The sequence below is a fragment of the Knoellia sp. Soil729 genome (genome assembly GCF_001427985.1).
Classification (GTDB): Bacteria; Actinomycetota; Actinomycetes; order Actinomycetales; family Dermatophilaceae; genus Knoellia.
Genome location: NZ_LMSA01000001.1, coordinates 185,859 through 210,184, shown reverse-complemented (window position 1 = coordinate 210,184; position 24,326 = coordinate 185,859). Strand labels below are relative to the sequence as shown.

Annotated in this window: 25 protein-coding genes; 15 read left to right on the top strand and 10 right to left on the bottom strand. The window is 69.7% G+C overall.

What is annotated here, in order from left to right; all coding sequences use genetic code 11:
* The first annotated feature begins 98 nt into the window (after positions 1-98).
* On the top strand, positions 99-986 hold the full coding sequence (locus ASG74_RS00995; RefSeq protein WP_056138046.1) for a class I SAM-dependent methyltransferase: 888 nt from the start codon (positions 99-101) through the stop codon (positions 984-986).
* On the opposite strand, the gene ASG74_RS00990 is transcribed toward ASG74_RS00995, so the two are convergent.
* Both ASG74_RS00990 and ASG74_RS00985 read right to left on the bottom strand, forming a co-directional pair.
* A complete protein-coding gene (locus ASG74_RS00990; RefSeq protein WP_235498755.1) occupies positions 953-2,668 on the bottom strand; it encodes an ABC transporter ATP-binding protein in 1,716 nt (571 codons plus the stop codon). The genes ASG74_RS00995 and ASG74_RS00990 overlap by 34 nt on opposite strands.
* 212 nt (positions 2,669-2,880) lie before the next feature.
* Positions 2,881-3,843, bottom strand: coding sequence for a glycosyltransferase family 2 protein (locus ASG74_RS00985; protein ID WP_442910076.1), 963 nt, complete (start codon positions 3,841-3,843; stop codon positions 2,881-2,883).
* 134 nt (positions 3,844-3,977) lie between these two features.
* Between ASG74_RS00985 and ASG74_RS17850 the strand changes: the two genes are divergently transcribed.
* The gene (locus ASG74_RS17850) at positions 3,978-4,508 is read left to right on the top strand and encodes an acyltransferase (RefSeq protein WP_082569440.1); all 531 of its coding nucleotides are present in this window, start codon (positions 3,978-3,980) and stop codon (positions 4,506-4,508) included.
* Here the strand turns inward: ASG74_RS17850 and ASG74_RS00980 are convergent.
* On the bottom strand, positions 4,445-5,584 hold the full coding sequence (locus ASG74_RS00980) for a glycosyltransferase family 4 protein (RefSeq protein ID WP_235498754.1): 1,140 nt from the start codon (positions 5,582-5,584) through the stop codon (positions 4,445-4,447). The two genes, ASG74_RS17850 and ASG74_RS00980, sit on opposite strands and share 64 nt — an antisense overlap.
* A gap of 198 nt (positions 5,585-5,782) precedes the next feature.
* Between ASG74_RS00980 and ASG74_RS00975 the strand changes: the two genes are divergently transcribed.
* From ASG74_RS00975 to ASG74_RS00965, 3 genes are read left to right on the top strand one after another with little or no spacing between them, the layout of a single operon-like run.
* Entirely contained in the window at positions 5,783-7,342 is a 1,560-nt protein-coding gene (locus tag ASG74_RS00975) for a CpsD/CapB family tyrosine-protein kinase (protein WP_056138039.1), read from the top strand.
* A 6-nt stretch (positions 7,343-7,348) separates the two neighbouring features.
* Positions 7,349-8,701 (top strand): hypothetical protein, encoded by a 1,353-nt coding sequence (locus ASG74_RS00970; protein WP_056138037.1) that lies wholly within the window; start codon positions 7,349-7,351, stop codon positions 8,699-8,701.
* Positions 8,688-9,500, top strand: coding sequence for a polysaccharide deacetylase family protein (locus ASG74_RS00965; protein WP_056138036.1), 813 nt, complete (start codon positions 8,688-8,690; stop codon positions 9,498-9,500). Before ASG74_RS00970 ends, ASG74_RS00965 begins: the two co-directional genes overlap by 14 nt.
* Here the strand turns inward: ASG74_RS00965 and ASG74_RS00960 are convergent.
* Positions 9,497-10,639 carry a glycosyltransferase gene (locus ASG74_RS00960; RefSeq protein ID WP_056138034.1) on the bottom strand — a complete coding sequence of 381 codons (1,143 nt, stop codon included), beginning with the start codon at positions 10,637-10,639 and terminating at the stop codon, positions 9,497-9,499. The genes ASG74_RS00965 and ASG74_RS00960 overlap by 4 nt on opposite strands.
* Before the next feature lie 98 nt (positions 10,640-10,737).
* Here ASG74_RS00960 and ASG74_RS00955 point away from each other — a divergent pair, with 98 nt between their 5' ends.
* Positions 10,738-11,718 carry a GNAT family N-acetyltransferase gene (locus ASG74_RS00955; RefSeq protein WP_056138032.1) on the top strand — a complete coding sequence of 327 codons (981 nt, stop codon included), beginning with the start codon at positions 10,738-10,740 and terminating at the stop codon, positions 11,716-11,718.
* Here ASG74_RS00955 and ASG74_RS00950 read toward each other — a convergent pair.
* The gene (locus ASG74_RS00950; protein WP_056138030.1) at positions 11,671-12,702 is read right to left on the bottom strand and encodes an O-antigen ligase family protein; all 1,032 of its coding nucleotides are present in this window, start codon (positions 12,700-12,702) and stop codon (positions 11,671-11,673) included. The genes ASG74_RS00955 and ASG74_RS00950 overlap by 48 nt on opposite strands.
* Positions 12,703-12,715: 13 nt before the next feature.
* Positions 12,716-13,657, bottom strand: coding sequence for an NAD-dependent epimerase/dehydratase family protein (locus tag ASG74_RS00945; protein ID WP_056138027.1), 942 nt, complete (start codon positions 13,655-13,657; stop codon positions 12,716-12,718).
* Positions 13,658-13,761: 104 nt separating this feature from the next.
* Here ASG74_RS00945 and ASG74_RS00940 point away from each other — a divergent pair, with 104 nt between their 5' ends.
* From ASG74_RS00940 to ASG74_RS00930, 3 genes are all read left to right on the top strand, one after another.
* A complete protein-coding gene (locus tag ASG74_RS00940; protein ID WP_235498753.1) occupies positions 13,762-14,637 on the top strand; it encodes a nucleotidyltransferase family protein in 876 nt (291 codons plus the stop codon).
* Positions 14,634-14,909 carry a hypothetical protein gene (locus ASG74_RS00935; protein WP_156465233.1) on the top strand — a complete coding sequence of 92 codons (276 nt, stop codon included), beginning with the start codon at positions 14,634-14,636 and terminating at the stop codon, positions 14,907-14,909. The genes ASG74_RS00940 and ASG74_RS00935 overlap by 4 nt, the downstream gene beginning before the upstream one ends.
* 146 nt (positions 14,910-15,055) lie before the next feature.
* Complete coding sequence (locus ASG74_RS00930) at positions 15,056-15,664, top strand: hypothetical protein (protein ID WP_056138023.1); 609 nt, start codon at positions 15,056-15,058, stop codon at positions 15,662-15,664.
* A 30-nt stretch (positions 15,665-15,694) separates the two neighbouring features.
* Here the strand turns inward: ASG74_RS00930 and ASG74_RS00925 are convergent, their stop codons facing one another.
* On the bottom strand, positions 15,695-15,952 hold the full coding sequence (locus tag ASG74_RS00925) for a hypothetical protein (protein ID WP_056138022.1): 258 nt from the start codon (positions 15,950-15,952) through the stop codon (positions 15,695-15,697).
* Entirely contained in the window at positions 15,949-16,713 is a 765-nt protein-coding gene (locus ASG74_RS00920) for a hypothetical protein (protein ID WP_056138020.1), read from the bottom strand. Before ASG74_RS00920 ends, ASG74_RS00925 begins: the two co-directional genes overlap by 4 nt.
* 104 nt (positions 16,714-16,817) lie before the next feature.
* Between ASG74_RS00920 and ASG74_RS00915 the strand changes: the two genes are divergently transcribed.
* From ASG74_RS00915 to ASG74_RS00905, 3 genes are all read left to right on the top strand, one after another.
* A complete protein-coding gene (locus ASG74_RS00915; RefSeq protein WP_235498752.1) occupies positions 16,818-17,402 on the top strand; it encodes an arsenate-mycothiol transferase ArsC in 585 nt (194 codons plus the stop codon).
* A gap of 121 nt (positions 17,403-17,523) precedes the next feature.
* Positions 17,524-17,793, top strand: a complete 270-nt coding sequence (gene rpsO / locus ASG74_RS00910; RefSeq protein WP_056138017.1) for a 30S ribosomal protein S15 — start codon at positions 17,524-17,526, stop codon at positions 17,791-17,793.
* A 159-nt stretch (positions 17,794-17,952) separates the two neighbouring features.
* Complete coding sequence (locus tag ASG74_RS00905; RefSeq protein ID WP_056138015.1) at positions 17,953-20,364, top strand: polyribonucleotide nucleotidyltransferase; 2,412 nt, start codon at positions 17,953-17,955, stop codon at positions 20,362-20,364.
* 79 nt (positions 20,365-20,443) lie between these two features.
* Here the strand turns inward: ASG74_RS00905 and ASG74_RS00900 are convergent, their stop codons facing one another.
* Positions 20,444-21,742, bottom strand: coding sequence for an MFS transporter (locus ASG74_RS00900; RefSeq protein ID WP_156465232.1), 1,299 nt, complete (start codon positions 21,740-21,742; stop codon positions 20,444-20,446).
* 165 nt (positions 21,743-21,907) lie between these two features.
* On the opposite strand from ASG74_RS00900, the gene ASG74_RS00895 reads away from it, so the two are divergent.
* Complete coding sequence (locus ASG74_RS00895) at positions 21,908-22,765, top strand: glycosyltransferase (RefSeq protein ID WP_056138011.1); 858 nt, start codon at positions 21,908-21,910, stop codon at positions 22,763-22,765.
* Between the two features lie 70 nt (positions 22,766-22,835).
* On the opposite strand, the gene ASG74_RS17360 is transcribed toward ASG74_RS00895, so the two are convergent.
* A complete protein-coding gene (locus ASG74_RS17360; RefSeq protein WP_200942497.1) occupies positions 22,836-22,988 on the bottom strand; it encodes a hypothetical protein in 153 nt (50 codons plus the stop codon).
* Positions 22,989-23,130: 142 nt separating this feature from the next.
* Here ASG74_RS17360 and dapB point away from each other — a divergent pair, with 142 nt between their 5' ends.
* Entirely contained in the window at positions 23,131-23,874 is a 744-nt protein-coding gene (gene dapB, locus ASG74_RS00890; RefSeq protein ID WP_056138009.1) for a 4-hydroxy-tetrahydrodipicolinate reductase, read from the top strand.
* Positions 23,875-23,890: 16 nt separating this feature from the next.
* Positions 23,891-24,325, top strand: coding sequence for a glutaredoxin family protein (locus ASG74_RS00885; protein WP_056138007.1), 435 nt, complete (start codon positions 23,891-23,893; stop codon positions 24,323-24,325).
* Position 24,326 lies beyond the last annotated feature (1 nt).

Below are 24,326 nucleotides of genomic sequence, written 5' to 3'. Positions count from 1 at the left end.
CGAGGAGTGGAGTTGCCCGGGCTGGTTGAACAGCCTGACGCGCGTCGTCACCGCCGATATCCTTCAGGCTCGACGCCACGGTGAACAGACGGAGAGCCATGAAGCACAACCGTTCCGCCGCATACGACAGAGCCCTCGCAGGCTCCAGCGACGGGTTGTCTCGGTGGTCGGAGATCACCGACGACCCGAACGACCCTTGCGCCCTCGCCTTCCGAGCGCGAACTCTGCGTGCCGCGTGGCGCGAGCCCATCGAGGACCGCATCAACTTCATCCTCGATCGGTGCCGTGGGCGCCGGGTCCTGGACATCGGCTGCGTGGCGCACGACGTGGCACGGATGGCCTCCCCCGACTGGCTGCACAGACGTGTCGCCGAGGTGGCGGCGACGTGCCTCGGTGTCGATGTCCTCGAGGAGGGAGTAGAGCACCTCAACCGCGTGGGCTTTCACGTGCTTGCGCACGACCTCACCACGGGTCCGGGGCCGGTCGGGGAGGCCGGCCCATTCGACGTCATCGTCGCGGGTGAGCTGATCGAGCACGTCCCGGCGCTCGACATGCTCTTCACTTCGGCTCGTGACCTCTTGACGGCCGACGGGGAGCTCATCATCACCACCCCCAACCCGTGGGCGCCGCACCGGGTCGCGGCGGGGCAGCGCGGCGACTGCTGGGAGAACGCGGACCACATCCTTTTCGCCTTCCCGAGCGGGATTGCCGAGCTCGCTGAGCGTCACGGGCTGGTCCTGGCGGAGGCCACGACCACCACTCCTGACTCCTCTTCTGTGCGCACACCGCGACAGCTGGCGAAGGCCGTTCGTCGTCGTGTGCGTGGCACGGGCTGGGTGCGGGTCGCCTTCGCGACTCAGGGGCCCGAGGGAGTGGTGCGCGTCCCTCGTCGCCCGACCCTCAAGCCGGCCCGGGGTGCGCGCCCCGCGACGTTCGTCGGGGAGACCTTCGTCTACGTGGTGAAACGCACTGCTGCGGCAGGGTGATCGTCATCCGCCTGCCCGGGCTCCGACTCGTCGTCCGAAGAGAGAATCCGGGCGTTCGACAGAGCCCTACGGTAGAAGTCGCTCGAGGTCTGGAGGTCAGCCGGCGTGCCCAGCGCCGTGACCCGACCGCCCTCCACGACCATGATCCGGTCACACATGTCGATGGTCGACATGCGGTGGGCGATGACGACCACCGTGACCTGGCCGCGAAGTCCGATGATGCTGTCGCGGATCAGGGCCTCGCTGTGGCCATCGAGAGCTGAGGTGGGCTCGTCCAGGATGAGCAAAGAGGGCGCCCCGGCCAGCGCTCGCGCGATCGACAGTCGCTGACGCTGCCCACCCGAGAGCCCCCCGCCCCGCTCGCCCAGATGGGTGTCGAACCCCTCGGGCAGAGCCATGATGTCCACGAGGACGTTGCCCTGCTCAGCCGCGATCCGCAGGTCCGTGTCGCCGATGCCTTCACGGAAGAATCGGATGTTCTCAGCGACCGTCCCGGTGAAAAGGGCGGGGTCCTGTGGGACGAAGGAAACCCGGCGGGTCCACCACCCACGGTCCACGTCCGCGAGAGCAACACCGTCGACACCGATGGCGCCCCCGCTCGGATCGCGCAGCCCGAGCAGGAGCTGGGCCATCGTTGACTTTCCCGCCCCGGAAGGTCCGATGATGCCGAGGATCTCGCCCCTCTCAACCGTCAGGTTCACCCCTTGCAGCGTGGCGCGTGAGCCGTCGTAGGAGAAGCGCACGTCGTCCATCACCAGAGGGGTCACCTCGTCCGGCGTCACGGTTCCACCGGGAGCGGGACGGGACTCGTAGCGGCGGGCCGTCTCCTCGACCTCCTCCAGGGCGGGGAGCGAGGACACCACAGTGCCCTGCACCGACACCAGCTGCTGTCCGTAGGTGAGGGAGCGCAGCATCAGCAGAGTGACCGCACCAATCGTCGTGAGGTCGTCGACCTCGACGAGGCTCAGCGCTGTGACCGCGATGAGCACTGCTCCGTACGAGAAGAGGGTGTAGGTGGGGGCCAGGGAGCCGAACAGGATCTGCACGCGTCGCTGGCCCTCGGTCGCGAGATCGGTCAGGCGATCCACACGGTCGAGGAAGGCGCGTCGTGCTCCGAACACCTGCATCTCTCGACCCAGGGCACCCAGCTCGGCGACAGACGTGGCGAAGCTGAGGTCGGCGGCGCTGGACCGGATGGCCGCCCGACGGATCGCACCGCGCAACGGACCGAGGAGCGCCGCAAGCACGGCGAGGAAGGCGAGTACGGCAAGGGTGGCGAGAGGCTGGATCACGAGCCCGGCACCGAGGAAGGCCGCGACGCTGAGGGCGGAGGTGAGCCCTTGGATCGCAGCCGCGACCGCGACGAGGACTCGCGAGACGAACGAGGTGAGGAGCTCCTGAAGCCGACCGGACGGTTCCTGCTGGTGCACCGACCACGAGGCGCCCAGATAGGCGTGCGCGAGGCGACGGCGCTGGTTGGTCCGGACGGCGGCGCTCAGGGCCGCGGCCTGTCGCAACGTGAACATGTTGAGGACGAAGCGGAGGGTCAGACCGACGGCGGCTGCGGCGAGGGCGGTGTTGATGGAGATCTCACGCCCAACGACCGGTCCGATGACATCACGCCCACTTGTCAGGGCGAGGAGGAGCCCCGTGACGAGCACCAGGAAGACCGCCTCGACCATCGCGGCACTGAACGAGGCGAGCGCAAGGGTCGCAATGCGCCCCCGCAGTCCAGCGCCGAGCCTCCATAACGCGGACCAGCCGCCTCGTTCGCGGTGTTCCGTCGCCCTTTTTGCCATGGTGGTTGAGGTCCCCTGATCGTCGGGTGACGTCCGCTCCGGCCCGTCGCACCCGAGGATATCTCCCGCGCCAGATCGATTCGGGGACTTGCCGATCAGCCCACGGGACCGCGACGGATCGAGTTGCGTGCGCGGCCGAACAGGCTGAAGGCCCGTACGGTGCTCCTCGGCCACCGAGCCGCCGCTAGACGGGCCAGGCGAAGGGCCCGCGGCCGGGGGAGCGCTGTGCCGGTGCGCGCTGCGGCCGCCAATTGTGCCGACTGGGCGGCAGCGCTGTTCCGGTCACCGATCTGCTCCACCAGCTCGACCAGCCGCAGCCGTTTCCGGAAGGCTTGGTCCTGAGCCCAGCCGGCCGCCCGCATGTGCCCCGCCGACAGCAGGTCGACCGCCTGCTGGTCCGCCGCCTCGATCGCGTCGGTCAGCCGCGCCGGCGTCAGGATCGAGGCCGTGATCCCGTCGCTGCGTTGGCGGTACAGGTACAGCGGCTCGGGCACCAGTGCGACGGGCCCACTCATGAGCACCCGGTAGGTCGTGAACTCGTCCTCGTGCAGCCGTCCGGGCGGAAAGGTCACCCCCTCGAGAACCTCCCGGCGGTAGAGCTTGGCGCACGCGGTCGTGAACAGGCCATGATCCGGGCCGGCGAACAGGCCCAGGGCCTCCGCCACCGAGAGCACCGTGGTCTCGGTCACCGGGGCGACCCAGGGGCCTCCGGGGACCCGGGCGTAGGACGACATCGCGACTGTCGCGCTCGGGTGGTCGTCAAGCGCCGTGACGAGGGCAGCGACGAAGCCGAGGTTCCACCAGTCGTCGCCGTCGAGAAACGTCACGAGGCGGCCGGTCGAGGACGTGAGCCCGACGTTGCGCGCAGTGCTCAGGCCGGCGTTGCCCTGGTGGATGACGCGCACCCGTGGGTCTCTTGCCGCGAAGGCATCACAGAGTGCCCCGCTGTCATCGGTTGAACCGTCGTTCACAAGGATGACTTCAAGCTGCGAGTGTGACTGGGAGAGAACGGACTCGACACATTCGTTGACGTAGGCGGCGACGTTGAACACGGGCACGATGACGCTGACAGTTCGACCGCTCCCGCTCCTCACGCCACGATGCTACGGGAGCCGCCGTCGGGTGAAAGGCCACCGAGTCTGCGCCCCATGACCGGGGTGGCTTCGGGTTCCGCCCACGATAGGGTCGCCGCGTGACGTTGGTACGCCGCCTCTGGCCCGGGCTCGGGCGCACGCTTCCGGCTCCCGTGTTCGCCTCCGGGCTGATCCCACGACCGTTCCGTCACTATCCGCTGCGCGCGATCGGCGTCGACGTCGACCGGGCTGCTCGGATCGAGGCCGGCGTGCGGATCGGATCCAGAAAAGTGGCCATTGGGTACGGCACGTTCGTCCAGCCGGGGGTGGTGATCGAGAACCAGTACGCGTGGGTTCGGATCGGTCGTCGATGCGACATCGCGCGAGAAGCCCTGCTCCTCACCACCACCCACGAGGTGGGGTCGGATGGTCGTCGCGCAGGTGCGCTCCAATGGGCACCCGTGACGATCGGTGACGGAGTCTGGATCGGCGCCCGAGCTGTCATCATGCCGGGTGTCACCGTGGGTGATGGCTGCATCATCGCGGCCGGAGCCGTGGTGACGACAGACTGTGCCCCCGACGGGGTCTATGCGGGGACTCCCGCCCGACGCCTCCGCGACCTCGACCCACCTCGACGCACCGCGTCGTAGCTGCGCAGCGACGTCTGAGCGACCTCGCGCTGGTCGAACTCCTCGATGGCGCGCCCGCGCGCGGCACGACCCAGCCGACCACGCACGTCAGGGTCGTCCAGAAGCCGCTGCACGGCATACATGAGCGCTTGTGGGTCGGCGGCGGGCACTGAGAGGACGTGCACCTCGTGGCTGCCGATCTCTCGGCAGCCACGGATGTCGGTGAGGACCATGGCCACCCCGCAGGCGGCGGCCTCCATGGAGGCGCGCGAGAAGCCCTCACGGTGCGAGGCGAGGACGAAGACGTCGAGCGCTGAGTAGACAGCGGCCATGTCGGAGCGCTCGCCGAGGAAGCGCACGGCGTCCTCGTGGGGGACGGAGACGTGCGTGTCGGATCCGTCCTCGGGACCCACCCAGACGAACGTCGCCCTGTCCCCGAGCTGCTCCGCGACCTCGGCGAACTCCACGAGGCCCTTCTCTGCCACGCGACGCCCGATCGTCCCCACGAGCAGCTCGTCATCACCCACGCCCAGCTCGGCGCGCACCCGGCGTCGGCCCTCGGGGTCGGGCCGGAAGCGCTCGAGGTCCACGCCGTTGCCCACAACCTCGTGCCGGCCCGGCTTGAGGAACCGCCGCAGGGTGTCGCGGTCCGCGGCGTTCTGGAACAGCTCGTAGTCGGAAAACCGGATCGCGAACGCTTCGGCGCCATAGACGAACGCCCGCTTGCGCCACCGGTCCTGGGGCCGTGCCCAAAGCCCGTGGCACGTGTTCACGACGACGGGTATGCCGGCGAGCCGCCCCGCGATCCGGCCCATCACCCCGGTCTTGGGGTTGTGCGTGTGAAGCACGTCGAGGTGGAGGGACCGCAGGGTGCGCACGAGCTCGCGGAAGGCGGCGACATCCTGCCGGGGGTTCCACGAGCGGGTGAGTGCAGGCAGCCCGACGTGGGTCACGCCCAGCGCCTCCACTCGCGCGACGTAGCGACCGGGCGCGCTGATGCCGAAGACCTCGTGTCCGCCCGCGACGTCCACCTCGAGCTCGGTCGCGAGCAGCAGGGCAAGGCTCATGTCCACGGTCGTGAGGTGGGCAATGCGCACGGTTCCCCACTCTCCCCCGATCGGACGGTCACTGCCCTCCATCTTGGCAAACCTGGCCCAGGGCCGAGGAGGTTCGAGCAAAGTACTGATGCGGTGCTCGTGCCGCAGCTAGATTGGACGCCGACTGTCCTGCCGAACGGAAGGCTTTTCCATGCTGACGTGGGGGGACGCACGCGGGTTGAGGCTGGGAGTGACCACGTGACTCTGCAGGACTACATCAAGGTGTTCCGGCACCGATGGCCCGTCATCCTGATCTGCGCCCTCGTCGCAGGTGCAGCCACGTGGTTCATCACGCCCGCGAGCTCCGACACGACGAAGAAGGTCGGCTCCTACACGGCGACGGCCACGCTCCTCGTGGGGTCGAACGACCCCGAGACCGGGTCGACCAACCTTGGTCGCATCGCGCTCTACATGACGAGCGGCGAGGTGCCCAAACGCGCAGCGGCACGCGTCGACTTCACGGGTGACCCGGCGCTCCTCGCGTCCGGTCTCACGGTGACACCGGACACCGTGGCCCAGGCGCTCACGGTCTCGGCGACGGCCTCCGACGGCAAGCAGGCGGCGGCGGTGGCCAACGCCTTTGCCACGGAGACGGTCAAGTTCATCGAGGAGCGCAAGCGTCCCGGCGCCGAGACCACCACCCTCTCCCTCCTGCAGCCGGCCACCCCCATCCCCAGTGCCGCGACGGACGGTGGGTTCGTCATCCCGCCCGGCCGAGGTCCTCGTACGGCGATCGCCACGCTCCTCGGGCTCCTCGTGGGGCTGGGGCTCGCGCTCCTGCTCGACCGTCTCGACTCGCGGCTGCGTACGCGTGGTGAGATCGCCTCCGCCCTGCGGATGCCGATCATCGCCGAGATCCCACGCCTGAAGAGGTCGCAACGCAACTCCGCCTCGATCGCCGTCGCCTCGGACCCGCTGAGCAACTACAGCGACGGCTACCGCGCGGCACGAACGGCTCTCGTCCACACGTCGGGTCAGATCATGCCGGGGGACTACACCCCGCGTCGCCCAGGCGGCGAGGAGTCCCGCTCGCGCCAAGGTGGCCGGCTGGTCCTCATCACCTCGGCGCACGCTGCCGAGGGCAAGACGACGAGCGTGGCCAACCTGGCGGCGAGCTTCGCCGAGACGGGACAGACCGTCCTCGTGCTCGACGCGGACCTCCGCTCACCGGACATCCACACGGCGTTCGACGTGCCCCAGGGCGCGGGGATCTCCGACTACCTCAGCGACCCCTCGGACGGTGCCGCCCTGGACGCCGTGGTTCGGCCCACGAGCGTGCCGAACGTCCGCATCATCACCGCCGGAACCAGCCTGGCCCACCCCGCCGCGCTCGCGAGCCGCATGGGCCAGATGCTCGAGCAAGCCAGGGACCTGGCCGACGTCATCCTCATCGACAGTGCGCCCCTGCTCGAGGCCAGTGACGTCTTCGACGTCCTGCCCACCGTCGACACCCTCCTCCTCGTCGTGCGCAGCGGCCGGCTGACCGAGGTCTCGGGCAACCGGGTGGCGGAGCTCGTGGGCCGCTTCCAGGTTCCCGTGAGCGGCGTGATCATCGTCGGAGCGCAGACGATGCGCGCCGACGCCTACGGCTACGGCTACGGCGAGAACCGGCAGTCCAAGAAGAAGGCGCGACGGGGTCGCAAGCGTCAGCAGCTGCGCGCTGCTGAGCCTGTCGCGGACGAGCTGCATCCGCCCACGACCGGTGACGAGCGCCCCCGTGAGAGCCGCCACGATCGACGCACCTCGTCCTCGCTCTGAGCCCCAGTGACCGCCACCCAGCGTCAGGCGCTCAGTCTCGCGCTCGCTGTCGCCGTCGGGTGCGCCGTCGCCGCGACGTTCCAGCTCGCCCTGGGCACCAGCTCCTACAACTTCTGGGGCGGTGCCATCGTCATCCCCGTCGTCGTCGGCCTCAACGCCCTGCTGATCCGGCATGTGGTGCGCGACTCGGAGGAGTCGTGGTTCGCAGGTCTGCTCGGTGCAGCGTTCGCGGCCAAGCTCGCCGGAGCACTGGCCCGCTACTACTTCGCCTACATCGTCTACGCGGGCGCGGCTGACGCACAGCGCTACAACCTGTACGCGGCCATGCAGTACAAGAACTGGCGCAACGGGATCATCACCTTCGAGGTCGGTGGCAAGCAGGGAACGCAGTGGATGGAGACCATCACCACCGCTCTCTACACGGTCATCGGCCCATCCCCCTTGGCCGCCTTCGTCATCTTCGCCTCCTTCGCCTTCTGGGGTCAGTACTTCCTGTACCGCGCCTTCTGTGTCGCTCTGCCGGACGGCAACCGCAAGAGGTATGCCGTGCTCGTGCTCTTCCTCCCGTCGCTCCTCTACTGGCCTTCCAGCATCGGCAAGGAGTCGTGGCTGATGTTCTTCGTGGGCGTCACAGCGCTCGGCGCCGCGCGGCTCTTCGCCCACGACGGGTTCGGCCGCGCGATCCTGCTGCTCGGTATCGGTGCAGCGGGCACGGCCCTGCTGCGCCCGCACATCTCGGTCCTGCTGTTCGCCGCCCTGTTCATCGCCCAGCTCTTCCGCCCGACGAGCGCGCGCAGCACGGGCATCCTCAGCAAGGTCGCGGGCGTGCTCGTCATGGGTGCGGCCGCGCTCATCCTCACCACGCAGTCGGCGGCCTTCCTCGGCATCGACGACCTCTCCGTGCAGGGCATCACGCAGTCCGTCGACGAGGCGTCGCAGCAGGCGAGCGAGGGCAACTCGTCCTTCGAGTCGGCGCCGATCAGCTCGCCAGCGGACATCCCGTCGGCCATCATCACGGTCCTGTTCCGCCCGTTCCCGTTCGAAGCACACAACGCCCAGATGCTCATGCAGAGCCTGGAGGGCCTGCTGCTCATCTATCTCGCGGTGAAGGCCTGGCCCCAGCTGCGACTGCTGCCACGGTTGCTGCGGCGCAACCCCTACGTCACGTTCACGGTCGTCTACTGCTGCGCCTTCATCTGGGCCTTCTCCGGCTTCGGCAACTTCGGGATCCTGGCCCGGCAGCGTGTGCTCATGATCCCGTTCTTCCTCGTGCTCCTCGCCCTGCCCAGCGTGGCGGTGCTCAGGGACCAGGTCACGCCGAGGCCGAGAAGGAGGGAGCTGGCCCGTGGCCGCCGATGACCGCAGGGGAGCGCGTCGATGGCTCAAGCACGCGCTCGCCGGCGCGGGTCGCACCACGCCCGCCAGCGGGGCCAGCCTCCTCATCTACCACCGCATCGGTGGTGGCACCTCCGATGAGCTCGACCTGCCGATGGCGGACTTCGAGGCGCAGCTCGACCGCCTTGCGTCGCATGACGTTGTCTCACTCGACGCCGCCCTTGACCGGCTCGACGCCGGGGACACCCGGCCCTCGGTGGTGCTCACCTTCGATGACGGCTTCGACGACGTCCACGCCAACGCGTGGCCGCTGCTGCGTGAGCGGGCCCTGCCGTTCACCGTCTACCTCGCGTCGGGATTCATCGGGGAGACGATGCTCTGGGAGGGCTCGACCGCGAAGGAGCACTCCGGACGTGGGATGACCTGGCAGCAGCTGGGGGAGCTCACCGAGTCGGGACTGTGCACCATCGGCAACCACACGCACCACCACGTGCGACCCGAGGTCCTCACCGAGGCGGAGCTCGACGCCTGCACGGAGGCCATCCAGCACCACCTCGGCATCACCCCGCAGCACTTCACCTACCCGTGGGGGATTGCCGTCGCTGCGATGGAGCCGCACCTGCGCAGGCGCTTCCGCAGCGCCTCGACGGCGGTGCTGGGCCGTAACCTCCCCGGGACCGACCGCATGCGCCTGCGACGCGTGCCGGTGCGCCAGTCCGACCCCGAGTCGTTCTTCGCCGCAAAGCTCACTGGGGCGCTCGGGCCGGAGCGTGCGTATGCCGCGGCGGTGAGGCTCGGGAAGGCTGTCGGACTGAGCGGTTAGGACTGTCCGGACAACGCGGCATACCTGTGTTCCTGTGCCGCCACTGCGTGGCGGATGTCGTATGCCGTGGAGCGCTGCAGGGCCGCCGCACCCATGCGTGCGCGCAGCTCGGGCTCGCGCGCCAGCCGCAGGACTGCGTCGGCCAGCCGATCTGCGTCACCGGGTGGGACGAGAAGTCCTTCCACCCCATCTGTGACCTGTTGGGGAAGGCCGCCCACCCGCGTCGCCACCACCGGCAAGGCGTTGGCGAAGGCCTCCATCACGGCCACGGGAAGGCCTTCATGAGCGGAGGCCAGGGTGAAGATGTCCGCGGCAGCCATGAGGTCGTGGACGTCACGCCGGAAGCCGAGGAGGCGGAAGCGGTCGCCCAGGCCGAGGGAGGCGTGCAGCGCCGTGACCTCGTCGGCGAGAGGCCCTTGGCCCACCGCTGCGAAGTGCAGGCTCGGATCAGCATCGAGGGCACTGCGAGCCGCACGCAGGAGGTTGGGGTAGTCCTTGTTGCTGCGCAGGTTGGCCACCGTGAGGGAGAGAACCTCGCCCTCACCCACCCCCAGGTCTGCGCGAACCCGTTGTCGCACACCGGGAGTCGGACGAACCAGCGTGGGGTCGATACCGTGGATCAACACTTCGTAGCCTCCTCGCTCCGAGGGCCACACCGTGTGCTTGACCTGCTCTGAGACAGCCCAGTGGTGGGCGTCGAGGCGTGCCGTGAGGCCGTTGGCCAGGCGGGTCGCAGGGCGGTGACTCGTCCACTCGTTGTGCTCCGTCGTGACCACGAGGGGCCGCCGCGAACGCGGAAGGGTCCGGGCCACGACCCGGGCGACGGACGCGAGGACGGGGGAGTGGACGTGCACGACATCGACGTCGGCCATCGCCTCTCGGAGGTCGCGCAGCCATGCCGCTCGGCGTTGTGGCCCTGGGGCCCCGGCGCCCAGTCGCTGGGGCAGGAGGCCTGCGGCCTCGAACTCCGGCACGAGGTGCGTCTTGTCCGCGCGGACGTAGGCGAGCCGGTAGTCGAACCTGTCGCGGTCGACGACCCCCGCGGCGAGGAGAAGGAGCTGTTCGGCGCCCCCGGGGCCGAGGCCCTTGACGAGCCAGAGGACGCGCATCCGCATCGAGGACCGCGATGTCGAGCCCATGCCCTGCCTCCCCGGTGCCTGCGGCTCGGAACACGGACATGGCATCCGGGTGCGGCCCTAAACTCGGCTCAGGCTACCAACGACGAAGCGGGGCAGGGATGAGTTCGGTGCACGCCAAGGACCTCGTGGTGCGTGCGGCCGAGCCGGGTGACGATGCGAGCGTGCTGCCCATGCTGCGAGCGTCGCTGGGCAAGGTCGACGACCCTCACTACGAGGAGTTCCTGCACTGGAAGCACCGCGAGAACCCGTTCGGCGCCTCGCCGTCCTGGGTGGCCCTGCACGACGGAGTGGTCGTCGGCTACCGCACCTTCCTGCGATGGGAGTTCCTCACCCCTGAAGCACGCGTCCTACGCGCGGTGCGCGCGGTCGACACTGCCACCGACCCGGCATACCGAGGCTTGGGCATCTTCCGGACCCTCACGCTCCAGGGGGTGAGTGAGCTGACGCTCGCCGGGGACGCGCTCGTCTTCAACACGCCCAACGACCAGAGCCGTCCCGGCTACCTCAAGATGGGCTGGAGCCTCGCCCGCCGGCTTCCCGTCGGCGTTCTGCCACGCGGTCCGCGGTCGCTGGTCTCGATGGTGACGTCGCGAGTGCCGGCCTCCCTGTGGTCGGAGGCGACTGAGGTGGGAGTGGATGCCACCACAGCGTTCGCCGACCGGGACCTGGCCCAACAGCTCATCGCCCACGCGCCCACGACGGGCGTGAGGACGCATCGCACACCCGAGTACCTCGCGTGGCGCACGCACTTCGGCCCACTGTGCTACCGCCTGCTTCTCGCGCAGGAGGGCGACCCGGCCGGTGGTGGGGTGGTCTTCCGGCTGCGCCGGCGCGGCGACGCGGTCGAGGCCGCCATCATCGAGCAGCTCGTGCCGAACCGACGAGCGGGGGCGGCACTCGTGCGCCGCGTCCTCGTCGAGACCGGTGCCGACTACGCGATCGGGCTGCGCACCGGACCCTCAGCCGGGCTCCTGCCCCTGCCGCGACAGGGGCCGCTGCTCACCACCCGCCCCCTCGCGTCCGCGCCGCCCTCACCCGGCGACTGGGCCCTGACCCTGGGTGACATCGAGCTCTTCTGACCGACCGGTTGCACCCGCCCACCCCACGACGAGCCCGGCTGCGAACACCACGGAGCCGAACTCCACCAGGTGGTCGACGTCGGAGTGCACCAGCAGGGCGGTCCATGCAGCCACCCCGATGACGGCCGCAGCGGGGCGGCCCCGCGCGGCCCACAGCATGCCTCCCAGGCCGACGACCCCCAACAGCACCACGCCGACGCATCCCGTCTCGGAGCCGATCTGCAGCACGGCGGAGTGGGCGCTCAACGTGTCGGGATCGCTGGCGAGTGACGTGGCTCCTCGGAAGGAACCCGGCCCCGAGCCGGTGATCGCGCGCGCGTCCCAGAGCGCCATCGCGTCGTGCCAGAGCTGTCGGCGCACCGGGTCGAACAGCCGCACCGCCCAGGGAGCGAACGTTGCCTGCCGCGCCACCCCGACGACGACGCAGGCTGCGGTGACCGTCGTCACGCCCCCCACCACCACGGCGAGCCGCGGCCACGCCCGACCGCGTGGACGGCGCCACCACGCAAGTGCCACCACTGCCACCACCGGCACGATGAGCGCAGCGCCGCCCCTCGACCGGTTCAGGACGGTTGCGAGGACAGCCAGGGCGATGGCGACACCGAGGAACCATCGACGGCGCGGGGAAGACCCCAGCAGGGCGAGGCCGCACAGGGCGGAGACCTGCACCGCCAGCGCTGCGTTGGCGTTGGCATAGCCGGTCGGTTGCTTGCCCGGCCCCGCGGTGAGGACCGCCCCGAGGACCAGGGCGCCGGCGACGACGAGCAGGGCCAGTGCCGTGCCCGCGGTGACGGGGTGGCGAGCCATGACCGTGCCGACTGCCACTCCGGCGACGAGGACGACGGGGGAGAGCACGTACGGCACGAGGCCGACCGCCGTGCCGTCGAGCGCGACGGTCAGGACGGTCGACCAGGTCGCCCAGGCCACGAGGACGAAGAGCCCCAATGCCTCGGCCCAGCCGACGAGCGCCCACAGCCGTCGCACGCCCGCGGCTTCCTCAGGAGTAGTCGGGGAGCGTGCGGAACCAGTCGACGGTTGCCTCAAGGCCTTGGCGCAGCGGCACCGGGGAGACGTCGGGGAAGTGCGCCAGCAGCCTCGAGTTGTCCGCCTGCGAGTCCCGCACGTCACCCGCTCGCGTCTCGACGTGCTCGACGGCTGGGCGCTCACCAAGGATGTCGGCCAGCTCGTCGACGACGGCGTTGAGCGAGGTGCGGCTCCCGAAGGCCAGGTTGACGGCCTCGAGGTCGGTCACGCGACGCACGACTGCGTCGGTGATCACCCGGGTGACCGTGCCCACGAAGGTGAAGTCGCGGGTCTGCTCGCCGTCACCGTGGACGGTCAGCGGCACGCCACGAAGGGCAGCGTCGATGAACGCGGGCAGCACCGCGGCATAGGCGTGACCGGCCGGCTGCAGGGGACCGTAGACGTTGAAGAAGCGGAAGGCCAGGGTGGGAAGGCCGTAGGTGTGACCGAAGGACAGGGTGTAGGCCTCGGTCGCCTGCTTGCTCACGGCATACGGAGAGATCGGCGCGGTGCGCATGCTCTCGCGCTTGGGCAGCTCGCGGTTGGCGCCGTAGACCGACGAGGACGAGGCGGAGACGACGTGCAGGTCACCGGCGCGCCGAGCGGCCTGGAGCACCTCGAGGGTGCCGGTGGCGTTGGCATGGTGCGAGGCGACGGGGTCGATGACGGAACGGGGGACCGAGGGCAGCGCGCCCAGGTGGACGATCGCACGCGCGCCCGCGCAGGCTTCGTCCAGAGCAGCAGGATCGAGGATGCTCGCCTCGTGCAGGCGGATCTGGGTGCCGTCGAGGTTGGTACGCGATCCGGTCGACAGGTCGTCGAAGGCGACGACCTCCGTGACCTCGGGCCGAGCGAGCAGCTCACGACCGAGGTTGGAGCCGATGAAGCCCGCGCCTCCGGTCACCACGACCTTCACGTGAAATCCCCCAGGGACAAGGTGGCAGCGCGCCCTCTCGGGCCGGACGTTCGCACAGTAGCAGCGGCCGGACAGGGGCATCCCCGACTCGCTAATGTCAGGGTGTGGAAGCCCCGACGATGCCCTGGTCCGTGGGCATCCGTTTCTCGCACGCCGTGCTCCAGACCCTTGCCGACGACCACGGCGTCGACCTCCTGCACATCAAGGGTCCAGCCGTGGACGACAGTCTCGGCGGCGGGACACGGCACAGCATCGACGCGGACGTCCTGGTCCGTCCCACCCACGTCGAGCAGCTCATCGCGGCGATGCACGACCACGGGTGGCAGACGCAGTACCTCTTCGAGGACGGCTCTGCCTTCGAGCACGCGTCCACGCTGGTGCATCCCTTCCTGGCGCCCGTCGACGTGCATCGACGCTTCCCGGGGGTCGACGGTGACGCGGCGACGGCCTTCGAGCGGCTATGGGTGGAACGGCACGACATGGACCTGGCAGGCGTGGCGTGTGCGGTTCCCTCCGTGGCCGCGCAACGCCTGATCCTCATCCTGCACGCGACGCGTGCTGGCGCCCTCAACCATCCGGACATCCAGCAGAGCTGGCGGGAGGCGACCGAGGAGGAGCGCCAGAGCGTGACCGCCCTCGCCGGCGAGATCGGTGCAGGCGTCGCCCTGGCAGCAGGAACGGGCAGGCTGCACGAACACGTCGGTGAGCCGGGCTATGACCTCTGGCGGGTGCTCTCGTCGGGGGAGACCTCGCGCGGTCGCCTCTGGTTGGCGCGGGTGGGAGCGGCCGGCACCCGACGCGGGGCGCTGCGCACCGGGCTGCGCCTGGTCGTGCCCAACCGCCACCGCATGACGACCATCCTCGGGCGACCGCCCAGCCGACGGGAGCTCGCACTCGCCTACGTCGCGAGCGGACGCCGCGGCGTCCGGGAGGTGCTGCTGCTGCTCCGGTCTGCCGCCCACAACCGGTGGGGCGCATGAGCGGCTTCTGCGTGCCACGCCGGGTGGCGTTCGTCATTCCCGGCGACAGCGATGCCCCTGAGGTCTTCCTCATGCAGCTGCCCGACGGCCCCCCGGTGGTGCTGCACGGCGCCTCGGCCGTGATCTGGGTCCTTGCCGCCGACGGAGAGGAGGATGTCGTCGCTGAGGTGGGCCGCACGATGGGGGTCGCCCGCGACATGCTGGAGGGGGACGTGACCACTCACCTGCGTGACCTTGTCGACAGGGGTTGGCTACTCGCCCGAAGTGACTAGCCCGTGGCCCCCCCAAGTGGGCTGGTCAAAGCCTATTTTCCCACGGTTGGAACCAGCAGCCTGAGATCTGCGCTCAAATGGGTTACGGCGCACAGGGCCGGTGCTGCTCAGCACAGACCACAGGATCGCAACCAGGGGAGCATGTCATGACCGAACAGCGCGAGGACCGTCGCATCTCGCGACGCACCATCGCCAAGGGAGCGGCATGGGCGATACCCGTCGTGCCCCTCGTCGTCGCCACGCCGGCCTACGCCACGTCGTCCGGCGGCCCGAGCGGGGTCATCACCAACGCCTGCAAGCAGCCCGGCGAGAGCTGCTTCAAGCAGTACGGGTTCATCAAGGGCTACACCTTCCTGGTGACCATCACCAACCCGACGGCCGTGGACCTCTACATCTACCCGACGATCGACCAGCAGCTGGACCCCTACTTCGCGGTCACCTCGTCGGTCCCCTTCTCCTACAGCACCGCCCGCCTGTACACCGGTGGCGTCATCGGAGCACCCCTTCCGGCCGCGCTGCTCATCCCGGCCGGCGGCAACGTCCAGATCATCATCAACGCGGGCACCAACTCCAACAGCGCCAACACGGATGCGATCGGCCGGCTCGTCATCGCCTGGGGACACACCCAGACCCAGGGTGGGGACCCCGACCACCCCTACACCCCGGCTCCGCCGACCAACCCGCCGGGCGAGGGCTGGTTCACCATCCCGTTCTCGTTCGCCTCGACTCCGCCGTGCGACAACTGCGCTCCGTGAGCAAGTCGTCCTGACGCGTTCCCGAACTCGTCAGACCCGACGAAGGATGCCGTTGCGGATGAGGTCCGCGACGGCATCCTTCGTCGCGTCCAGGGTCGAACCGGTCTTGGGAGCGCCGAACCGCGTCTTGAGCTCTGCGGCAAGGTCGTCCACGGCGATCGGGTCCTCGGTGAGCGTGAAGATCGCGGTGCTGAGCTCGCTGAGACGCACGACGGTGCCGCGTACGAACACGAGGGCCACGTCGTCGCGCAGGAGCGCATCCGTGGGCTCCCATCGCTGCACCCTCACGACTTCTCCCGCAGGAGCGTCGTGAGCGACTCCTGCGCATCGGCGGCATCGCCGTAGCGCAGGGACATGACCGGCCCCACGTCGTCGATGACGGCTGCCAACCGCTGCAGCGGGGCAGGCAGCTCGTCCAGCGCCGAGGTCTGCCCGACCAGCGCCATGACGGCATCCATCAGTGGTAGCTCGTGCAGCTCCGCCGACACCGTGCCGGGGCGCCGTTCGAGGAGCACCACTCGAGTCGCCTGCGGGCGTGCGGGTGCGCACAGCAGCCCCAGCGTGTCGGGGGAGACCTCGTCCTTGAGCTCGGGGAGCTCGGTGCGTCGTACGGACAGAGGTTTGGGGTAGGGAGCAACCGCGCCCGACTGGTCGATGCCCACCGTCTCGTCAGTCACGTAGCCGAGCCTGCGTCCCAGGACCTGGCTGAGGGTTGTCTTGCCGGTCCCGCCCCGTGCCACGTAGACGAGGCTGCGTCCGGTGCCCGGATCGCTCACCGCACCCGCGTGCAGCATGAGCAGCTCTCCACGGCGAGAGCGGATGAGCGCAGTGGTGACCTGTTGGGTCGTGAGCATCATCCGGCGGGGAAGCTCGGCCGCGTCGTCCAACCGCACCTCGAAGGGCTCCGCCTCGACGGGCGAGCCCCCATGGGGCACGAGGCAGCGCGACCAGGCGACGCGCATCGCTGACTCGAGCGCGTCCGCGGCGGCACCGACGCAGCGGACCTCGACCACGGCGCCGAGCCCGTGCAGTCGCAGCCCTTCGCCCACCGGACCGGCCTTCCGTCAGCGCAGCGCCCCATGCACGCACGTCTGCCCGCACCCTATCCAGCGGTTCGCCGGGGAGAGGAGGTCTGCGCGGATAGCCTGACGAGGTGAGAGCCGAAGCGGTGCGTTCCCATCCACCGCTGCACGTCCTCTTCGTGTGCACGGCCAACATCTCGCGCTCTCCCTACGCCGAGCGCAGGGCCGTTCAGCTCCTCGGCGCGCCACCGCCCCCAGAAGCGGCACTGCGCGTCTCCAGCGCGGGTGTGCCCGGGTTCCCGGGACGTGAGATGGACCCCGAGATGGGAGCACGGCTGCGCGAGCGTGGCGCCGACCACCTCGGGCACGTCAGCCGTTCGGTCAGCGCGCAGATCCTCGCGGACGTCGACGTCGTGGTCACGATGGAGTACGCGCACCGCATGCGCATCGCCACCTCATGGCCCGAGCACGCACCCAAGGTCTTCGGGTTGCAGCAGCTCACCGATGCCCTCGAACGGGTTCCCACCTCGGCGAGCGGGCGGGCGGCGCTGGAGGGTGCCCTCGCGCTTGCGCGTCCCGACAGCCTCTCGTGGGACGTGGCCGATCCGTACCGACGGGGCAGGAAGGCGGCGCGAGCCGCCGCAGCCGAGATCGACGAGGCGCTCGCGGTCATCGTCGGGCGACTGGCCGGCATACCGGCTGTCCTGGGCAATTAGGGAGCAACCCCGCGCGCTGCTAATCTTGCTCTCGCCGTCACAACCGGCCGCGGATTCAGAGTGCCCCGGTGAACCAGCCCGGAAGCGCCGCGCAACCACCTCAGAAGGAGTCTCCTCGCCCATGCCTTTGGACGCAGACGTCAAGCAGAAGATCATGACCGAATACGCGACGGTCGAGGGTGACACCGGCTCGCCCGAGGTCCAGATCGCGCTTCTCACCCAGCGCATCCTCGACCTCACCGAGCACTCCCGTCAGCACAAGCACGACCACCACAGCCGTCGTGGTCTGCTCCTTCTCGTCGGCCGTCGCCGCCGACTGCTTCGCTACCTGGAGGACATCGACATCGAGCGCTACCGCTCGCTGATCAAGCGCCTCGGCCTGCGACGCTGACCCCACGATTTCCGTCGGAGCGGCTCTCCACTTGGAGGGCCGCTCTTTCGGATGTGTTGGGCAGCTCGACACCGAGCTGACCAGCAGGAACCACAGAATCACGCCCGTGCACAACGAGGATGCACGCGGTTCGTTGACACTCAAGAAAAGGAGGACCCAATGGAGGGTCCTGAGATCACCTTCGCCGAAGCCACCATCGACAACGGCTCGTTCGGCACCCGCACGGTCCGGTTCGAGACCGGACGCCTGGCCAAGCAGGCCGGCGGCGCCGTCGCCGCCTACCTGGACGAGGACACGATGCTCCTCTCCACCACCACCGCCGGCAAGCACCCGCGTGAGGGCTTCGACTTCTTCCCGCTGACCGTTGACGTCGAAGAGCGCATGTATGCCGCGGGCAAGATCCCCGGTTCGTTCTTCCGTCGCGAGGGCCGCCCCTCCACCGAGGCGATCCTCACCTGCCGTCTCATCGACCGCCCCCTGCGACCGACCTTCACAAAGGGTCTGCGCAACGAGGTCCAGGTCGTCATCTCGGTGCTCGCCCTCAACCCGGACGCTCAGTACGACGTCCTCGCGATCAACGCGGCGTCCGCGTCGACGCAGATCTCGGGCCTGCCGTTCTCCGGTCCGATCGGTGCGACGCGCCTGTCGCTCATCGACGGCCAGTGGGTCGCGTTCCCGCAGTTCTCCGACATCGAGCGCTCCACCTTCGACATGGTCGTCGCCGGTCGCGTGGCTGGTGACGACGTCGCCATCATGATGGTCGAGGCCGAGTCCACCGAGTTCACCTGGGACCTCGTCAAGAACGAGGGCAAGACGGCTCCCACCGAGGAGATCGTCGCCGAGGGCCTCGAGGCCTCCAAGAAGTTCATCAAGGCGCTGTGCGACGCGCAGGCCGAGCTCGCCTCCAAGGCTGCCAAGCCGATCCAGGAGTTCCCGATCTTCCTCGACTACGAGGACGACGCGTACTCCGCCGTCGAGGCCAAGGTCTCCGACGACGCCGCTGCCGCCCTGCAGATCGCGGGCAAGCAGGAGCGCGAGGACCGTCTCGACGAGATCAAGGACTCCATGAAGCAGGCCCTCGCGGCCGACTTCGAGGGTCGCGAGAAGGAGCTGTCCGCCGCCTACCGCGCCGTGCAGAAGAAGCTCATCCGTGAGCGCATCCTCACCGACAAGGTCCGCATCGACGGCCGTGGACTCGCCGACATCCGCGCGCTCAGCGCCGAGGTCGAGGTCCTGCCGCGCGTCCACGGCTCGGCGATCTTCGAGCGTGGCGAGACCCAGATCATGGGTGTCACGACGCTCAACATGCTCCGCATGGAGCAGCAGCTGGACACGCTGTCACCGGTCACGCGCAAGCGCTACATGCACAACTACAACTTCCCGCCCTACTCCACCGGTGAGACCGGTCGCGTGGGTTCGCCGAAGCGTCGCGAGATCGGCCACGGAGCGCTCGCCGAGCGTGCGCTCATGCCGGTCCTCCCGACCCGCGAGGAGTTCCCCTACGCGATCCGCCAGGTGTCCGAGGCCCTCGGCTCCAACGGCTCGACGTCCATGGGCTCCGTCTGCGCCTCGACCCTGTCGCTCCTCAACGCCGGTGTGCCGCTGCGCGCGCCGGTCGCGGGCATCGCGATGGGGCTCGTCTCCGCAGAGGTCAACGGTGAGACGCAGTACGCGGCGCTCACCGACATCCTCGGCGCGGAGGACGCGTTCGGTGACATGGACTTCAAGGTCGCCGGCACGCGCGAGTTCATCACCGCCATCCAGCTCGACACCAAGCTCGACGGCATCCCCGCCGAGGTCCTCGGTGGCGCGCTGACCCAGGCTCGTGAGGCCCGTCTGCACATCCTCGACGTCATGAACGAGGCCATCGACGTGCCCGACGAGATGAGCCCCTTCGCTCCTCGAGTCATCTCGGTGACCGTCCCCGTCGACAAGATCGGCGAGGTCATCGGCCCGAAGGGCAAGATGATCAACCAGATCCAGGACGACACCGGCGCCCAGATCTCCATCGAGGACGACGGCACCATCTACATCGGTGCCACCGACGGTCCCTCGGCCGAGGCGGCTCGCGCGGCGATCAACGCCATCGCGAACCCGCAGATGCCCGAGATCGGCGAGCGCTTCCTGGGGACCGTCGTCAAGACGACGACCTTCGGTGCGTTCATCTCCCTGCTGCCCGGCAAGGACGGCCTGCTCCACATCTCCGAGGTGCGCAAGCTCGTCGGTGGCAAGCGCATCGACGCCGTCGAGGACGTGCTCGCCGTGGGCCAGAAGGTCCAGGTCGAGCTCAAGGAGATCGACCCGCGCGGCAAGCTCTCGCTCGCTGCCGTCCAGGCCGACGGCGACTCCGAGGCCCCGGCCCCGGCCGCCGACGACGCTGCGGGGCACGACGCCCCCGCGAGCGACGCTCCGGCCACCGACGACGCCGCCGAGGGTGACGACGCGTCCGAGTCCTCCGAGTCGCACGACTCCTCCGACGAGAGTGGCGAGCGCCGTCAGCGCAGCCGTCGTCGTGGTGGCCGTGGACGCGGTCAGCGCTCCGAGGCGGCAGAGTCCTCCGTCCAGGAGTGACCTGACGTCACGCACGTACGGCGACGGGCCGGCATACCTTCGGGTATGCCGGCCCGTCGGCCTTGGTGCCGCCTCGGGGTCAGCGCGCGGCGGGTGACCCGTTGAAGGCCTCGTCCACGGCCTTCCTGAGTGACCGCTTGGGCCAGGCCGCCGCCAGGAGGGCCATCCCGCCGAGGCAGAGCATCCCGCACACGGCTCCCGACGTCCGGGGGCCGAGCTCCTCGGAGAGCCAGCCGGCGAGCAGGAAGCCCACCGCCGACGACGTCATGGACCCGGCACCGGCGAGCCCGATCACGCGCCCGCGCATCTGAGGTGCTGTGACCAGGGCGAAGGTCGCCTGAAGCGGGAGCAGGAAGGCCTGCAGGACGCCGCTGGCGAACCACATCAGCCAGACGAGCGGCAGCCATCCGAGCGTCGGCGGCACGAGTGCTGCGCATATCAGGGGCACCGGCATGAGCAGTGCCATGACGAGCATCCTGGCGCCCGCCACCTCCGGCTCCCACCGACCCACGACGATGACGCCGCACACGGCCCCGAGGACCGGCGAGGCCATGAGGAGCCCGCCGAGCCAGGCCGGGAAGTCATGGTCGAGGACATAGGGGATCGCGACTGCCTCGGGGGCGACGACGCCCAACATGGCGATGAGGCTGAGCGTGAGGAGCGACACGAGCACGCGGTGTCGCGCCAGGTAGCGAGCCCCCTCGCGGATGTCCGTGAAGAAGCCGACGATGCCGGGGCTCGGTATGCCGTCGACGGCCCGGGACCTGACCGCGACGAGGAAGAGCACGGCGGACACGGCGAAGGTGAGCAGGTCCACCACCAGTGCGCCGAGCGCCGAGAGTGCGGTCACGATGACCCCACCCACGGCGAGGCCGATGGCCTGGTTGAGCTGGTCGGCGAGGGTGGAGAGTCCGCGGGCACGCAGGAACGCCCGACGGTCCGGGAACAGGTCCGTCAGCAGGATCTGGTGGGAGGCTCCAGCCGGTCCTCCGAAGAGCTCGAGGGCGAACAGCAACCCCAGCAGGACGAGAACGGGGCTCTGCTGCCCGACCGCTGCGATGATCGCCAGCACGAACAGCCCCCGGACGACGTCCGACCCCACGAGGACGTGCTTGTACGGGATCCGGTCGGCAAACGGGCTGAGCAGGCTGCGCCCGACGATGCTCGGGAGCAGGCTGGCCGCAAAGGTCGCAGCCATGGCCAGGTCCGAACCCGTCTGCTCGCGCACCACGAACGCCACGGCGACGCGGGCGATGAAGTCACCCCAGGTGGAGATGCTGAGCGCCAGGAGGGCCGGGACGAAGCCGCCGGTGCGGAAGACCTGGGCGTACGAGGGCATGCTCGCGCGCGCGTGCGACCCCACCCCTGTGCCCTCCACCGGCGTGACACTACTGGTCAGGAACGTCGAATGAGCGTCGAAGGCGCGAAGATCTTCTGGGCCGTCTGAGCCAGCCTTCCCCGAGCGGTCATGGCCGGTATGCCGGGTTGTCGCCTGCGGGGTACGTCATGATGAGCATCGGGCCGGCTCGAAGGGACGTGAGAAGTGGACACCCAGCGGGTCAAGCGCATGATGCGAGGGCGCTTCGGCGCGCCACTGCGGGTGGCCTACCGCGCGACCGAAAGGGCCCAGGTCGGGCTCGTACGAGGAGCTGATCGTGCGCAGTTCGGCTCAGCCACGGCCCAGGAGCGGGCCGAGGTCGCGCGTCGGGTCACGATGACCGTCAAGACGTTCGAGCGTCCCGCGGTCCTGCGCCGCTGCCTTGCGAGCGCGCGTTCGGTGTTCGACGGCAGGATCGTCGTGGCCGACGACTCTCGGCTCCCGGTCGATGGTCTGGGGCCGGGCATCGAGGTGATCGCCATGCCGTTCAACAGCGGCGTCAGCGTGGGCCGCAACGCCGCCCTCGACGCCGTCGCCACGGAGTACGTGTTCGTGACCGACGACGACGTCGTCTTCACCGCCGCCAGCGACATCGTCGCGGCGATGAACTACCTCGACGACAACGCCGCGGTCGACCTCGTGGCCTTCACCCGGGTCGACCTACCACGATGGCGCGCGGTGGCGGCCGGCGCCGACGCACTGTTCCCCGGCGCTGCCGCGCCGCGCACCGCGTTCGGCACGCTCGTCGACGGGCTGCCCGTGGTGCCCAAGACTCCGCAGCTCTACCTCGCGCGCGCGGCGTCGATCCACCGCGTGCGCTGGGACGAGCGCCTGCGCATGGTCGACCACCGTGACTTCTTCTCGCGAGCCTCCGGCCGGATCGTCTGCGTCCAGGCCCAGACGCTCCGCGCCTACCACATGCGCACGCCCTTCGACCCCTTCTACAACGCCTACCGCGAGGACGTCGCTGCTGACCTGCGCACGCTCGCGCGCCTGTGGAGCGCCTCCTCGAGCCCGGACTGAGCCGGAGAGGACCGGGGCCGGTCATGCCCTGGGACGGTCGAGCCCTGGGTCGGTCGTGCCCTGGGTCGGGTCAGGCAACCCTGGCAACCCTGGCGACGCGGCGCACCGGGGTGGGAGCGCTCCAGCGCATCTCCATGCGGATGCGACCGTCCTCCTGCGTGACCGGCGTCCAGCGCAGCGTGAGGCAGGCCGGGCCCGTCGTGGTCGTCGTGACCTTCTTCATGGGGCTCCTTCGGCCTCGTTCACCTGTTGTTCACCCAAAGGTAGCACCAAGGTGAACAACAGGTGAACGCGGGTCACGGGCGCGGTGCCACACCGGGCGTGCGCTCCGGCCGAGGGATACGCCTCGCCACTAGGGTTCAGGGGTGAGTGTCACCAAGGTCTCGGTCATCGGTGCGTCGGGTCGTATGGGGTCGGAGGTGTGCCGAGCGGTGGAGGCCGCCGACGACCTCGAGCTCGTCGGCCGTTTCGACGTGGGCGACGACCTCGGTGACCTCGCAGGGGCGGACGTCGTCGTCGAGTTCTCCGTGCCGGAGGCGTCCGGCGCCAACGTCGCCCACTGTGTGGACCAGGGTGTCCACGTCGTCGTCGGGACGACCGGTTGGGGGGAGGACGGGCTCGCCGACCTCACGGCCCGGCTCGAGCAGCAGCCGGAGGTGGGCGTCCTCATCGCGCCGAACTTCGCCATCGGCGCGGTCCTCATGATGGCGTTCGCGAGCAAGGCGGCGCAGTTCTACGAGTCGGTCGAGGTCATCGAGCTGCACCACCCCGACAAGGTCGACGCTCCCTCGGGGACGGCCGCCCGCACCGCCGAGCTCATCGGCGCCGCCCGCGACCGGGCCGGGCTCGCCGACGTCCCCGACGCCACCACGAGCGATCCGGGCGGTGCACGCGGCGCGCGGGCACACGGCATACCCGTGCACTCCGTTCGACTGCGGGGTCTCGTTGCGCACCAGGAGGTCCTCTTCGGCCAGACGGGCGAGATGCTGACGATCCGCCACGACTCGTTCGACCGGGTGTCGTTCATGCCCGGTGTCGTGGCTGCCGTCCGCACGGTGCACGAGCACCCGGGACTCACGGTCGGACTCGAGCACTACCTCGGCATCTGACATCGGCACGCCACCTGTGGCCCCGGAGCGCACCAAGCAGCTGGTGCTCGGGCTGGTGCCTTTCGTCGTGGGCGTCGTCCTCCTGCTTCAGGGGGACGGCGACCTGTGGGTCGCGGGCGCGGTGGCGGTCGTGGGGCTGCTCCTGCTGGCAGTCCTCGCCCGCCGGGGCCGGCACACAGCGTGGCGGGCCGCTGCGCCGCGCCTGGCCTCGGGAGCCGCGGTGGTGCTCTGGAAGCCGGGGTGCGTCCACTGCGAGCGGATGCTCCTGGCGCTGCGCGGTGAACCGAGGGTCGTGTGGGTGAACGTCTGGGCCGACCGCGAGGCGAACGCGGAGGTGCGTCGGCACAACGGCGGTGACGAGCTGACGCCGACCGTGCTCATCGGCGACGAGGTGCTGCGCAACCCCGGGCCGGATGAGGTGCGCGAGCGGCTCGAGACTGGGGCGGTCTGAG

Coding starts and splice junctions, on each gene's coding strand:
- ASG74_RS00995 (WP_056138046.1), top strand. CDS start 99: ATGAAGCACAACCGTTCCGCCGCATACGACAGAGCCCTCGCAGGCTCC.
- ASG74_RS00990 (WP_235498755.1), bottom strand. CDS start 2,668: ATGGTCGAGGCGGTCTTCCTGGTGCTCGTCACGGGGCTCCTCCTCGCC.
- ASG74_RS00960 (WP_056138034.1), bottom strand. CDS start 10,639: ATGGGCTCGACATCGCGGTCCTCGATGCGGATGCGCGTCCTCTGGCTC.
- ASG74_RS00955 (WP_056138032.1), top strand. CDS start 10,738: ATGAGTTCGGTGCACGCCAAGGACCTCGTGGTGCGTGCGGCCGAGCCG.
- ASG74_RS00935 (WP_156465233.1), top strand. CDS start 14,634: ATGAGCGGCTTCTGCGTGCCACGCCGGGTGGCGTTCGTCATTCCCGGC.
- ASG74_RS00930 (WP_056138023.1), top strand. CDS start 15,056: ATGACCGAACAGCGCGAGGACCGTCGCATCTCGCGACGCACCATCGCC.
- rpsO (WP_056138017.1), top strand. CDS start 17,524: ATGCCTTTGGACGCAGACGTCAAGCAGAAGATCATGACCGAATACGCG.
- ASG74_RS00905 (WP_056138015.1), top strand. CDS start 17,953: ATGGAGGGTCCTGAGATCACCTTCGCCGAAGCCACCATCGACAACGGC.
- ASG74_RS17360 (WP_200942497.1), bottom strand. CDS start 22,988: ATGAAGAAGGTCACGACGACCACGACGGGCCCGGCCTGCCTCACGCTG.